The sequence below is a fragment of the Paeniglutamicibacter sulfureus genome, assembly GCF_039535115.1.
Classification (GTDB): domain Bacteria; phylum Actinomycetota; class Actinomycetes; order Actinomycetales; family Micrococcaceae; genus Paeniglutamicibacter; species Paeniglutamicibacter sulfureus.
Genome location: NZ_BAAAWO010000001.1, coordinates 1,086,366 through 1,099,460 on the forward strand (window position 1 = coordinate 1,086,366; position 13,095 = coordinate 1,099,460).

Genomic DNA, 13,095 nt, shown 5'->3' on the forward strand with positions numbered 1-13,095 from the left:
TCCACTGGTGCAGACTGGAAACCATGATCACCGAACACGCATTGTTGCCAGTCATCATCGGAATGGAAGACGAATTCATGGCCGCCTTCGAACAGGCGCGCCCGCTCATCGCCGCCACCGACGGCTTCCTCGGCCTGCAACTCTCACGCAGCATCGAGACCCCCAACCACTTCCTGTTGCTGGCCTCCTGGGAGAACGTCGAAGCGCATACCGTCGGCTTCCGGGGATCATCCAACTACGTTCAATGGAAGCGCCTGCTGCATCGCTTCTACGAGCCGTTCCCGGTGGTCGAACATTTCGAGGCCATCGAACACCTTTCGGCCGACCGTCTCGGTTAGCATGGGACCAATGAGCCCACGCGGCCTCCCGCAGGTGGCCATCGCGAGAAGGTGACCCGTCCATGAGCACACCCCTCACCACCCCGGAATTTCCCGGACGGCAGTCGGTCGAGCAGTGCTACGGGTATGGCCGAGTCTCGATCCTGGAAGACCATGCGGGAACGGCCCACATGCACTTGGCCACCAACGGCGGGATGGACGCGACCCGAACGCCGGTTGCCAATCCGTATTTCTACGCCGGGTTCCCCGCGAATCCCCTGGCCGTGGCCCAGGCCCTGCTCGTGGTGGCCAGGGTCGCCCGCACCCGGTTCTACGTGCCGCCCGGAATGCTTGCCGCCATCCTGCGCGCGGCGGATCCGGTTATCACCTCGACGCCCGCGGGATTGCGCTTCGAATCCTTCAGCGCCTGCTGCGGTGTCCACGCCCGGCTCGATATCCCGGCCGCGTCGCTGGACACCGAGTTCACGGCCAGCGGAGTGACGAACATCGACATCAACCCACCCCTGCGACAGGCTCTGGCCGGGCTGCGCCACGGCGAGCCCCTGCACCTTGCCATCGGGGAAGCCGACGTTCGGGTGCGCACCATGGATTCCGAGCGGACCGAGGAACGGGTCGAGCTGCCGAACCGCTGGCTCAGGGGCCTGTGCGAGGTCCAGGCCTCGGGCACCGCAATGAAATTGCGCCACGAGCTGGGGCCCGCGGAAGCCAAGCGCTTCATCGGGTCCCTGCCCCGCACCAGCTCCACCGGCACGGTGTTGTGGGCCGCCCGGGCCGCCCGATCTCTGCGCACGGCCTCGCGGCCCGCCCCGGGCGCCGTGTGCCTCGCCGGTCCCGAACGCCTGTTGGCCCTGGGTCCGTTGTTGCGTTTTGCCACGGGCCTGCGCGCCTACGGACCGGACATCGATGCCGACTCGCTTCCCGCGGCCAGCTGCTGGGTGCTGGACATGCCCGGCGCCCGCCTGAGCCTGACGCTCAGCCCCGGGAAGTCGCGCGGGTTTTCCGGCGAGGGCGGGGTGTTGCACCGGCTGTCCTCCGACTCGGCTCCCCGGAATGCACTGCTTCTCGATTCTGCCCTGGCCCTCGATTCCTCCATCGACATCCCGGATCTGGGCCGGCGAACAGGGCTCCGCATTCCTGCGGTGACGGACGCGCTCGCGGTGCTGGCAATCTCCGGGCAGGTCGGCTTCGACGTCGCCGAAGGAAGCTACTTCCATCGCCCCCTGCCCCTGGACACCGCCTTCGCGACGGGACTGAACCCCCGCCTGGCCGACGCGCAACGGCTGGCTTCCCTCGGCGCGGTACGGCCCCTGCCGGCATCGTCGGCCGAACCGCGCGGCGGGGCGGACGTCCGTGGGTTCACGGTGCATTCGGGTGGCAACGAGTACGTGGTGCGCCAGCGGGACGGCGGAACCGACAGTTGCAGCTGCCCCTGGTTTGCGACCCACCGCGACGGGCGCGGCCCCTGCAAGCACATCCTGGCCGCCCGCATCGCGCAGCCGGGGACCGGGTTTCCGCCAACGGGTGCATCCCGCACACCCCAGGTGCCAGACGGGCTGGGACCTTGAGCCGGCGGCCCTACCAGTGGTGGGAATTCGACCAGGACCTCGATGCCCTGGTTGCGCGGCCGGGCACCGATCTGGCGTCCCTGAATGAGCAGCTGCTCAAGGTCACCGACCCCGCCGAGCCCGCGGCGTACGCCGAGAAAGACATCCGGGAGCTGTCCAGGAGATGGACGCAGCGCCGGGACTTCGTGTCCGTGCGGCTGGCCGAACTCTTCCACTGCGTGCAATTGGTGCACGACGACGACTACGTCCTGGCGGCCGTGGGCCACCTCGGCGGACGCTCCGACACCGGCGGGGTCCGGAAATTCATGCTGAGGCACGACGACTACCTGCGCGAACACGTTTTCTGGCGGTTCTTCGAAGTGGAGGGCGGCGGTGAGATCTCCCTGGCAAACGTCGACAAGTACAGCGACGAGAACCATACCTGGACGGATACCATCCTGGCGCTGGTTGCCGAGGGAACCCTCGAGCGATCTCGCGTGCTGCGCAGCTGCCTCGAGGCGTTGAACCGGGATTTCTCCGCCTACCGCGCCGGCTGGTTTTCCAGGCTGCATGACGCCCTGGCGCCCGACGCCGCCGAGGCCCGGAACAACCAGGGCGAGCTGCTCCGCCTGCTGGCCTCGAACAATTCCGCCACCACGGCACTGGCGGTGCGGCAGGCACAACTGTTGCACCGGGCGGGAACGCTTGATTCCGAGGGGTTCATCCGCCATGCCGCGCCCGCCCTGGCCGCCCCCAAGACCTCGGCGCTGAAGGTCCTGGCCATTCTTCGGTCCATGGCCGGCAACGCTGCAGGGATTGCCGGGACCGGGCTTTTTGCCGCCGCCCAAGCGGGGATGGACCACCCACACCACGACGTGCAGCGGGCGGCCACCGCCTTGCTGGCGGATTTCGGCCGGGATGACCTGCTGCGTGCCGGGTCGCCGGGTTTGTCGCCCGCCGTGTCCATCGAGTTCGCAGCACGCCTGCCCCGGGCAGAGTTCTCCGGGTCCCCGGAGGCCCCCGCCTCCCCGGCGGGAGTGACCGGTGCCGTGGTGCCGCGGCAACCGCCGTGGCCGCACCCCGTTCCGGTGCCCGACTGGGCCGAGTCCGAGATGCAGGAGCACCTGGCGATGCTCCTGGAAAATCCGGGCGACCCGGTTGCCTTCGAATTGGCGCTGTCCCGGCTGGCCTCCCGGGATGCATGCGAGCTGTTGCGCCCGCTGGCCCGGCGCGCGGCCAAACTCGGCGGGAACAACGAAAACGTGGTGGCGGAACTGATCCTTGCCGGTGCCGATCCGGACTTCAGGTTCAGGCCGCCGACGCGCGCGCGGCGCTCGGGGCAAGACCAGGAGTCGAAGGTTTCGTGGCCCGAAGACCGCTCGATCGTTCCGGTGCTGTACAAACGGGTGCGGGAAGTCATAGAGATCCTGCAGGAACGCGCGGAGCACCGGGTACTGCTGGCGACGCCCACCGCAACATGCGGCTGGATCGAGCCCGCCGCACTGGTGGCCCGTTTCCTGGCCAACGACGCGGCAGGCAGGGATCCCCTTCGTTTCGATACCCTGGCCGCATTGCTGCGCCTGGCACCAGAGAATCGTCCCGCCGCACTCGAACAACTGCAAAAGGCCGATGTCCGCCCCGCGGGCACGGAGGCCGGCAACGCCATGGCGTACGCATTGGGCGGCCCGCCGGCGGCAATCAACGACGCAGCCTGGTGGGTGGCCGCCGCACGGGCCCACGCGCCCTTTGCCATTGACGGCCACCTGCTGGAGGCGGGACTGGCAGTTGCGGGACAGGGGCATCCCGCCACACTCTGCCTCCGCTGGAAATCTGAGACCTCAACGTTCAAGGATGACGGGAAGCTGCGGAGCTACACCTGGTGGAAGGTCAAGGCCGACGCAGGTCCCCAAGGCCGGGCGTCGGCGGAGTTCCCCAGCATCATTCCGTCCGCCGCCGATGCCTTCCAGGTTGCTTCCGCACTGGAAATCCGCCAAAGCGCGATGGCATTCCCGCCCAGCACCCTCTCGCTGGCCGCCGCGTCCATCTCCTGGTTGAACCGCGCGATGCAGACGCCGGACCCCGCGGTGGAGGATGCTGTCCTGGCCGCACTGGAAGTGCATGCCGGACGGTGGGAGGGGCCGACCGCCGAACTCCTGGCCTTGGGCCTGGCCGCCAAGCGAGCCGAGGTCCGTATCCGTGCCTCCGAGCTGTTCGCGCTGGCGATTCCGGAGCGAATGGGAGCCGAACCGTTTGCCGCAGCCCTGGCGCACTGTGCCCGGGCATGCGTCCTTTCTCGCTGGGCCGCGTCGCTGGCCGATGCCGCCGGCATCTCCGGCTCCGCGGCCACCGCGACCCGGGAGGTGCTGGCCCATTTGCTGCCCCGCTTGGAACGTGCCCAGCATGGTGTCGGCAGGCTCCTGGGCGTGTATCTGGAGGAATGCATCCGTGCGCATGTCCCGCCGGAGTCCGCCGCACTGCGCGCCTGGCTGAAGGGTTTTTCCGGCACCTCTATCGCGACACGGAACGCCAAAGGACTCCTGGCGCTGTAGTAGGTGCTCACCGTGGAGCGGCGGGTGCCGGCCCCGCTCACCTCCGGAGCGTCGAAGCAACTCGCCAAGCCACCACTATTCTGGAAGGATCTGCCTCATGGAATCCACACACGAGCACCTTGTCGAAGGCACCGCCAACGCCCTGGGCCTGACCGTCTACGAGCCCGGCTCCTCCACGACGCTGCGACCGGTGGTCCTGCTGCACGGCTTTGCCTCCTCCAGCGTTCTGAACTGGGTGAAGTCCGGATGGATCCGCAGCCTCACCGAGGCCGGACGCAAGGTGCTGGCAGTGGACCTGCCCGGCCACGGCACCTCCCCGGCTCCCGAGGACCTGGACGCCTACACCCCCAGCCGGATGCGCGCGGACCTGCTGCAGCTGCTGATGGACCACGGGGTTACCACGCTCTCGCCAAGCGACGCACTCAGCGGCGTCGATCTGGTCGGCTATTCCCTCGGCGCCCGCCTGGCATGGGAATTCGGCGGCACCCAGCCGCAACTGGTGAACCGGCTGGTGCTTGGCGGTCCGGCCAGCATCGACCCGCTGGCCGCCTTCGACCTGAACGCCGCCCAACTCTATTTGGCCGACGGCACCTCGATCGCCGACGAATCGACGGCGGACTTGCTGCGCATGGCCCAAACCGTGGAATCCAACGACATGTTCTCGCTGATGAGTATGATCCAGGCCATCAAGACCGAGCCCTTCTCCCCCGAACAAATGATTCCCACCATGCCCACGCTGCTGGTTGCCGGAGACGGCGACTCGCTGGCCACCACCATGCCGCGGCTCACCGAGTTGCTCGCCACCCGCGACACCGAGAAGTCGATCCTCTGGCTCACCGGCCGCGACCACGCCAACGCGGTGACCAGCCGCGAGTTCAAGAACGCTGCTGTCGCTTTTCTGGAGGCCTGATCCCCGCGGGTGCTGCACCACGGGTCCTTCACCGGGTCGCGCTGCCGCTGGCGCGGCTGCACCGGAGATGAGCCGGTGGGCTCCGCGGAAGTCAGCCGCAGCCCGCTGGGTCAGCCGATGATGGGCCGCTCTTCCGGTAGCCGGAAGAGCCTGGGCCGGAGGGAGAGAGCCAGCGCGGTGCTCACGGTGACCGTGCCGATCCGGCCGAGGAACATCAGGACGATGAGTACCACTTGGGCATTCGTCGGCAGGCCCGCGGTGATACCGGCGCTCAGGCCGACGGTTCCGAAGGCAGAGGTCGCTTCGAACAGCGTCTTTTCCAGTGTGTGGTCCGTAAAAGTGAGCAGCAGGAGCGTTCCAATGATGACCGCGGCGACACCGAGCAGTGCGACGGTGAGGGCCTGGCGCTGCACCGAGGAAGAGATGCTGCGGTGGGCGATGTTCACCTGCCCGTTGCCGCGAACCTCGTTCCAGATGGAGTAGCCCAGCACGAGGAACGTCGCGATCTTGATGCCGCCGGCCGTGCCCGCGCTGCCGCCGCCGATGAACATCAGGATGTCGGTGATGAAAAGCGTTTCGGAGGCGGCGGCGGCGTAGTCGATGCTATTGAAGCCGGCGGTTCGAGGGAACACCCCACCGGCCAGCGCAGCGAGCAGCTTGCCTCCCGGGGAGAATCCGCCCAGGGTTTCCTGCCGGTTCCATTCGACGGCGGCAAACATGAGTGTTCCGAGGAACAGGAGAGCGATAGTGCCGTAGATGGTCAAACGGGCGTGGACGGTCCACGACCCAAACCTGAATCCCTGCCGCCTGAGCTCGATGAGCACGGGGAACCCCAGCCCGCCGGAAATCAGGGCCAGACAGATCGGGATGATGATCCAAGGGTCCTGCGCGAAGCCGATGAGGTTGTCACTGTACAAGGCGAAGCCTGCGTTGTTGAAGGCCGAGACCGCATGGAAGACGCCGTGCCACAGGGCCTCGAGGGGATTCTCCTGGTAGGCGATCCAGTACCTGCCTGCGAGGAAGATGGCCGTTGCGCCCTCGAAGAGGAGCATGATCCGGGCCACCCGGAAAAGCACACCCCGCACGTCGCCCAGATTGAGGGTATGGGTTTCAGACTGTGCAACGAGTTGTCCGTGGAGGCCGATCTTCTTCCGAAGCATCAGTGCCAGGAGTGTTCCGAGCGACATGATGCCGAATCCGCCGGCCTGGATGAGTCCGAGGATGACGGTGTGCCCGAAGGGCGTCCAGAATGTTGGCGTGTCCACGGTGACCAGTCCCGTCACGCACACCGCCGAGACGGCGGTGAACAACGCCGGCATGAACCCTCCACCGGCGTCCTCGGTGCGTGCCGCGGGAAGCATCAGCAGGAGTGTGCCGATCGAAATCATGCAGAGGTAGGCGAGGGGAACAATGCGTACCGGGTGCAGCACCACCCGTTTCAGGAATCCGACCCAGCGGGCCGGCGCCCAAGGGTTGCCCCGCTTCGGGACCGGTTTTTTCGAGGCACGCAACAACACCATTCGACGTTACCTCCGGCCGATGGACGCCCGGCCAGGTTTGGCGTAAGGGTCCCGTAAAGATTCGTGGCCGTCGGGCATAATGGGTGGATGATCCGCGGCAGAAGCATCGGGAAGGCGGGTCCCGCCGCCTCCGGGCAGGACCCGATGCGCACCTTGTCGGGTTATCTTCTAGCGCTTGTCCTGCCGGCGGCAATGACCTTCCTGCTCTCTCCGTTCGACGAGTTGAACCTGGCCACCCATGCCCTGGCACGGCTGTGCTCGGTGATAGTCGTGGCTTTTCTCGGAGGCCTGGGGCCGGCAGTGCTGGCGGCGGTGCTGGACGCCTTGTTCCTGAACTATTTCGTGACCCATCCGGTGGGAACCTTGACTGTCAACGACCCCCAGGACTTTTTCGTCTTGTTGGTCTATCTGGGGGTCGGGATTACCGTGGCCCTGGTCGTGGGGCTCTCCGCCCGCCGGTCCCGGGCAGCAGCCCTCTCCAGCGCCGAGGCAGCCACGCTGAGCGAGTTGGCCCGCACCTCCCTGGCGGGCGACCAAAGTTCGGAGGAGTTCCTCGACCAGTTGCGCGGGCAGTTCCAGCTCAACGGGGTCAGCGTCTTCGAAGGCGTTGATGACGGCTTGTGGCGGCTGCGTGCCTCGTCAGGTCCGGACGCGCCGCAGTGTCCGGACGCCGCCACCACCCTTGACCGACCTCGTCCCGGGTTGGCAGTCGGGCTGAACCAATCGGCGCCGACCGGCGGTGATCGGCGCCTGCTAAACGCCTATGAGGCACATCTTGCGGCGTTGTTGGAGCGTGAGCGGCTCATCCTTCGGCTACGCGATTCGATCAAGCTCATCGAAGGAAACCGGGTCAAGACCTCGATCCTGCGGGCCGTTTCCCATGACCTGCGAACCCCTCTGGCCGGTATCGAACTCGCCCTGACCGCGCTGCGCCGTCAGCGGTCCAAGACCAGCGTGGAGCAGCAGGAAGAGATGCTGGACGCGGTTCAGAGCTTCACCGACCGCCTCAAGGGGCTCGTGGGGAACCTATTGGACATGTCGCGGCTTTCCAGCGACAGCGTCCAGGTGCTGCACGAACCCGTCACGTGGCTCGAAGTTGTTCCCGAAGCGCTTGCCGGGGTGCCGGACGGGGCCGTGCGTGCGGAACTGGCCCCCAACTTGCCACCGGTGGACGCGGATCGCGGGTTGCTTGAGCGGGCATTGGCCAACCTCGTGGAAAACGCCGTGAAGTATGCGTCCGGGACCGATATTGTGGTGCGCGCCACGGCCGGCGGCAGTCTGCATGTCTGGCCTGACGGCCGTCCCTTTGGTGAACTGCGCGTCGTGGACCATGGCGACGGCGTGCCCGCGGACCGGGTCGTGGCAATGTTCCAGCCTTTTCAGCGACTCGACGACGCGTCCCCCGATGCAGGCATCGGCCTTGGACTGGCGGTGGCCAAGGGCTTTATCGAGGCCATGGAGGGTCAACTCGTGGCCGAGCCAACGCCCGGGGGCGGCCTCACCATGTCCATCAGGTTGCCGCTTTACACCGGGATGGCAACGTTCAAGGACGACGAATGAAAAACGTCCTGCTGGTAGACGATGAACCCCAGCTCGTCCGCGCCCTGCAGATCAATCTTGAGGCCGAAGGCTATGCCGTCACGACCGCACCCGACGGCGCCAAAGCACTGCGGGCAGCTGCTTCCCAGCCCCCGGACGTACTCGTGCTCGACCTCGGGCTGCCGGACATGGACGGCACCGAGGTCATCCGCAGGCTGCGCGCCTGGACGGAACTGCCCATTATCGTACTCTCGGCCCGCCATGGCTCCTCGGACAAAGTCGAAGCCCTCGATGCCGGGGCCGATGACTACGTCACCAAGCCTTTCGGCCTGGATGAGCTCTTGGCCAGGCTCCGCGCCGTAGAGCGGCGTTCCTGGCCCGTCCGTGAGGCCGGGACGGTGGAAGCGGGCGAACTGGAGATCGACTTGATGGCTGCGACAGTCTCCCGTGCAGGCCACCGAATTCGTCTCACTCCGCGTGAATGGGGCGTGCTGCAATTACTCGTCGAAAACCGGGGAAGGCTGGTGTCCCAGCAACAGATCCTCAGCGAGGTCTGGGGGCCGCTCTACGAAAAGGAAACCCACTATCTGCGCATCTACGTGGGACAGCTCAGACGGAAACTCGAGGAAGACCCTGCAAACCCCCGGCATCTCCTGACAGCACCAGGTATGGGCTACCGATTCGAAACATAGCTTGTGATGCGCCGTATGCTCCCGCGGAGTTGACGGCGCCAATCTGTGGGAGTGACCTGCGGAAACAGGAAACGGGCAGGGGCAACGCCTCCCCCGGCGACTCCGCCACCGGGGTTGCTCCAGTCCACCCGTTCGATGTCTTAGGCCCCTGTTGAGCCTCCGAAAGCCGCGCACCCGGCAGCAGTCGGCCAGTGCCAGGCCACCGGCCTCTTCAGCTTGTGTGCCCGGCACACAAGCATTGGCCGGATCATATTTCGCGGGCACGGACCTTGGGACATTTCACCGTGATGGCAAGATCCAATTCGCTCCCCTGCACGATTTTGTCCTCGACCGGAGCCGAGGCTCCGGTCGAGGACAAATCAACGTCCAAAGGGCACGCGCTGTTGCGCGCATCGCGAGGCTACTCTTCGTGCCCCTGGTCCTGGCTCATCGCTCCCTCACCCGGGGGCGTCTCGCCAGGAGGGACTCCGCCTCCTGGTTCCAGGCCTGTGATTTTTTGCTTGACCGGATCGGGGTTGGATGTGGCCCCGGGTTCATCGGTTTCAGACCCGGCCGATTCGTCCGACTCCGGCGCCGGTTCGTTCTTTGGGTCGAAGGCTGGTTTGTTGCCCATCGCGGTATTTTCCTGTCTGTCGATGTCGATTTCGGCCTCTGTGGGTCGGGCCGTTGCCATTCCGGCGTGAGCGTCGGGCTCATCGGGGATATCGGACCATTCGGGATCGTCCGGCTGAAGGTTCAACGGATCAGCTTCGACTTCGCTCCCGTGCGTTTCGGCTTCTGGCTCCCCTCCCGCGGGAAGGCCGTGTCTATCCATCGTGCACTCTCCTCTTGGTTTGCCCGCCCGGAGAACGGGCTCAGGGAGTCGACTTGCCGCCGTTGACGTTCAGCGTTTCCCCGACCACGTAGCTAGATTCGGCAGACGCCAGGAAGACGTAGGCCGGGGCCAGCTCGACGGGTTGCCCCGCCCGGCCGAGCGGTACGTTGTGACCGAACTTCGGCAAGGCATCCTTCGGCTGGCCGTCGGAGACCTGCAACGGCGTCCAAATGGGACCGGGGGCCACGGCGTTCACGCGGATGCCGCGAGGTGCCAGTTGCACTGCCAGCCCCTTGGTGAACGCGTTGATCGCCGCCTTCGTCGAGGCGTAGTCCAACAGCGTGGGTGACGGGTCGTAGGCCTGGACCGAGGTCGTGTTGATAATGCTGGCACCGGCCGGGAGGTGCTTGAGGGCTGCGCGGGTGACGGTGAACATGGCCAGGATATTGACCTGGAAAGTCTGCATGACCTGCTCGTCGTCCAGGTCTTCAAGGTTCTCGATGGCAATTTGCTTGCCTGCATTGTTCACCAGAATGTCCAATCCGCCCAGTTTCTCCGCAGCCTCGTCGGCCAGCGAGTTGCGGTATTGGGCATCGAGCAGGTCCCCGGCAAGACCAATGCCAATCCTTCCTTCCGCCTCGATCACCGCGATGATCTTGCGTGCGTCTTCGGCTTCGGCCGGCAGGTAGGCAATGGCGACATCCGCACCTTCCCTGGCGAAGGCGATGGCCACTGCCGCGCCGATACCGGAGTCTCCGCCCGTGACCAGTGCCTTGCGACCCTTGAGCCTCCCGGTTCCGACGTAGGACTCCTCACCGTGGTCCGCCAACGGTTCCAGCTTTGCATCAAGGCCGGGTTCGGGTTGGTCCTGTTTGGGCGGTGAGATCCGGGGGTGCCGTTCCACCGGGTTGTCCAGAGAAAGCTGGGCCTCGGAATCGGGAATATTGGGTTCACGCTCATCCATGGGAAATCCTCCTGTCGTCGTGGACTTTGATGCTCGTACGGTTCACGCTAGGGCAAACCCCTTGGGGGTTCAATGAATGCGCACACGCTTGGCCATGGCAGGGCCATGGCAGGGCGATGGTCCTCGTGGAGGCAGGCCCGGCTTCCGGCCACCATGTACGCAGGGGCGTTCGTTTTGGTCGATTCCCTACTCTTTGTCGGAACCGGAGGCTTCCTCCTGCGTCTCGGAGGAAGCCTCCGACGCGCCCAGATCCTGGTTGATCCCCGGTTGGATCTCTTCTTCCGTCGAAGGCCGATCAACTTCACCGGCGTCGGGCATTTCGTCCTCGTCCGATTCCTGCGGCTGCCCGGTCACGTCGTGCCGATCATTTTCGTGTCGTTCCATGGTCGATCTCCTTGTCTCTTTTTGCGTGGTCTAGAGGGTGCGCTTTTTTTCCACGAGTTTCTGGGTCCAGCGTTTGGTGACGGCCTGGATGACCGATGCGCTGGCGCCGGAGAAGACAGCGAAGGCGAGTACCTTGCCGATCTTTGCCCGTTGCTGGGCCTCGGGGTTGGTGACGTTCGGCGGCTGCTCGCCGGTGGCCCCTTTCCAGATGGCGCCGGAGATCTTTGCCGCGACCAGTCCGGCAATGATCGAGATGCCGATTGCCAGGGCCTTGGTGACCAGTTTCATTTTTTCTCCTTCGTTGTCTGCTTCTGTTGGGGGCCTCGTTCGGCCTCGTCAGTTCTCGCTGTCCGTGGGCTTGTCCAAGGTGATTTGCCGGCGCTCGTACTCGCGCTGGCTGAAGGTCGCCTTCCGCACGGATTCCTCGTTGTCCAGGCTCGATCCGACGGCTCCGGCAATGGTGCCCAGGGATGCCGAAAGCCACGACAAATTCAGGTACTCCCCGAACCCCACCTCATGGCCCAATTCCATGGCCAGGAAGCGGGCATCGATGATGATCAGCGCGCCGGTGAGGATGATGGCAAACAGGACCAGGTACATCAGGAGAATCGCCGAGGCAATGGTCATCAATGTCGCCAGGTTGTAAATGACACGCTTCTCACGGTGGCGATTCCCGACGGGTCGTTCCCAGAGCCTGTTGTGCAACACCAGCCACGAACCCATCACCACAACGGAAAGCAGGCTGATGATGGCAAGGCGCTGGGGTGGGAGGTAGTCCGCCATGGTCCAGATGTTGGTGTAGAAAACGCCAAATGCACCAGTAGCCAAGGCCGCGGCCATCGCCGAGGAAAGGCTGGGCACCAACCTCCACGGTCGGTTGCTGCGCACCATGCCGATGAGCAGCAGCAACCTGCCCATCATGCCCTTGACGGTTTCGAAGGCATCGTCGTCCGTCTTGGCGGCCTCGATCCTTCGCTCAAGGGAAAAGGGGTCCACGGCCGGCAATACCCGCCCGTCGTCCCGCAAGTAGGGATCCCCGACCCCATGCAGGGCCGCGAGTGCCTGGACCACGGCACGCTGCAGTCGTTTCTTTCGGACTATGCCCAATGCGGGCAAGACCACGATGGCGGATCCGGAGCCGGCGTTGACGCTGGATGTCAGGGGTTCGCCTCTTTCATACTGTGGCAAGTCCGTCAGGTACACCAAGTAGTCCCAACCGCCCGCTTCGCGCAATTGGCGCGAGTGGGCATTGAGTTCAACCTCGCCGTTACCGGCCAAGGGAAGCGAGAATTCGGCGACTTCCACCTCCCAGCCCGCACCGTTGTCCAGGTCCGATACCAACTGCGCGGGCAGCGAGTCCTTCAGCGACACGGCCAGGGACAGCGGCATTCCGGTGTCAGCTATCAGGCCGACGACGGTCTGGCGGGCCGGCTGCGTGGACATCGGGCTACCCTGCGTCGAAGCGGTCTTCGTCCCCCGACGACGCGTCGGATCCCGAGCCGTCCGCTTCTAGGTCGCCGGCGTCCGGCTTGGCCGCGCGGGTTCTGTCCTGTCCTTCGGAGGACACGTCACGGGCTGCGGTGTCTCCGGTCCCCGGCTGGACATCGTCAGCTCCCAGCAATTGCTCGGCCAGGTAGTCGGGGTCCTGAAACGGGTCGACGGTGCCGGGGTCTTCGGGCCCGTCGAGGGAGTCCAACTCGGACAACCCATCCGTGCCTGGACCCGAGGCGTCCTCGGGGTATTCGTCCTCGGGCCCGGAGCCTGGATTCCGTGGTGTCGTTGACATGTGGTGCCTCCTTCGTAGCTTCGGGATTTCACGTGCCTGGTGGCGATGTGGGCTA

Annotated in this window: 13 protein-coding genes; 6 read left to right on the top strand and 7 right to left on the bottom strand. The window is 65.5% G+C overall.

Going from position 1 to position 13,095, the window contains the following annotated elements; genetic code table 11:
• Window positions 1-23: 23 nt before the first annotated feature.
• The 4 genes from ABD687_RS04915 to ABD687_RS04930 all read left to right on the top strand — a co-directional run bounded on the left by ABD687_RS04915 (window position 24) and on the right by ABD687_RS04930 (window position 5,341).
• A complete protein-coding gene (locus ABD687_RS04915; protein ID WP_310293097.1) occupies window positions 24-338 on the top strand; it encodes an antibiotic biosynthesis monooxygenase family protein in 315 nt (104 codons plus the stop codon).
• Between the two features lie 62 nt (window positions 339-400).
• On the top strand, window positions 401-1,903 hold the full coding sequence (locus ABD687_RS04920) for an SWIM zinc finger family protein (RefSeq protein ID WP_310293095.1): 1,503 nt from the start codon (window positions 401-403) through the stop codon (window positions 1,901-1,903).
• Window positions 1,900-4,431, top strand: a complete 2,532-nt coding sequence (locus tag ABD687_RS04925) for a DUF6493 family protein (RefSeq protein WP_310293093.1) — start codon at window positions 1,900-1,902, stop codon at window positions 4,429-4,431. Before ABD687_RS04920 ends, ABD687_RS04925 begins: the two co-directional genes overlap by 4 nt.
• A gap of 97 nt (window positions 4,432-4,528) precedes the next feature.
• On the top strand, window positions 4,529-5,341 hold the full coding sequence (locus ABD687_RS04930; RefSeq protein ID WP_310293090.1) for an alpha/beta fold hydrolase: 813 nt from the start codon (window positions 4,529-4,531) through the stop codon (window positions 5,339-5,341).
• A 110-nt stretch (window positions 5,342-5,451) separates the two neighbouring features.
• Here the strand turns inward: ABD687_RS04930 and ABD687_RS04935 are convergent, their stop codons facing one another.
• A complete protein-coding gene (locus ABD687_RS04935) occupies window positions 5,452-6,861 on the bottom strand; it encodes a TrkH family potassium uptake protein (protein WP_310293087.1) in 1,410 nt (469 codons plus the stop codon).
• Between the two features lie 87 nt (window positions 6,862-6,948).
• Here ABD687_RS04935 and ABD687_RS04940 point away from each other — a divergent pair, with 87 nt between their 5' ends.
• Window positions 6,949-8,421, top strand: coding sequence for a sensor histidine kinase (locus ABD687_RS04940; RefSeq protein WP_310293084.1), 1,473 nt, complete (start codon window positions 6,949-6,951; stop codon window positions 8,419-8,421).
• Window positions 8,418-9,092, top strand: a complete 675-nt coding sequence (locus ABD687_RS04945; RefSeq protein ID WP_310293081.1) for a response regulator — start codon at window positions 8,418-8,420, stop codon at window positions 9,090-9,092. The genes ABD687_RS04940 and ABD687_RS04945 overlap by 4 nt, the downstream gene beginning before the upstream one ends.
• Before the next feature lie 400 nt (window positions 9,093-9,492).
• On the opposite strand, the gene ABD687_RS20690 is transcribed toward ABD687_RS04945, so the two are convergent.
• The 6 genes from ABD687_RS20690 to ABD687_RS04975 all read right to left on the bottom strand — a co-directional run bounded on the left by ABD687_RS20690 (window position 9,493) and on the right by ABD687_RS04975 (window position 13,040).
• Window positions 9,493-9,831 (bottom strand): DUF6480 family protein, encoded by a 339-nt coding sequence (locus ABD687_RS20690; RefSeq protein ID WP_377700301.1) that lies wholly within the window; start codon window positions 9,829-9,831, stop codon window positions 9,493-9,495.
• 115 nt (window positions 9,832-9,946) lie between these two features.
• Complete coding sequence (locus ABD687_RS04955; protein ID WP_264269332.1) at window positions 9,947-10,870, bottom strand: SDR family oxidoreductase; 924 nt, start codon at window positions 10,868-10,870, stop codon at window positions 9,947-9,949.
• Window positions 10,871-11,056: 186 nt separating this feature from the next.
• Window positions 11,057-11,254: a hypothetical protein gene (locus tag ABD687_RS04960; protein WP_264269331.1), complete on the bottom strand. Its 198-nt coding sequence runs from the start codon at window positions 11,252-11,254 to the stop codon at window positions 11,057-11,059.
• A gap of 30 nt (window positions 11,255-11,284) precedes the next feature.
• Complete coding sequence (locus ABD687_RS04965) at window positions 11,285-11,542, bottom strand: DUF4235 domain-containing protein (RefSeq protein ID WP_302265756.1); 258 nt, start codon at window positions 11,540-11,542, stop codon at window positions 11,285-11,287.
• Between the two features lie 48 nt (window positions 11,543-11,590).
• A complete protein-coding gene (locus ABD687_RS04970) occupies window positions 11,591-12,697 on the bottom strand; it encodes a hypothetical protein (protein ID WP_310293078.1) in 1,107 nt (368 codons plus the stop codon).
• A 4-nt stretch (window positions 12,698-12,701) separates the two neighbouring features.
• On the bottom strand, window positions 12,702-13,040 hold the full coding sequence (locus tag ABD687_RS04975; protein WP_310293075.1) for a hypothetical protein: 339 nt from the start codon (window positions 13,038-13,040) through the stop codon (window positions 12,702-12,704).
• Window positions 13,041-13,095 lie beyond the last annotated feature (55 nt).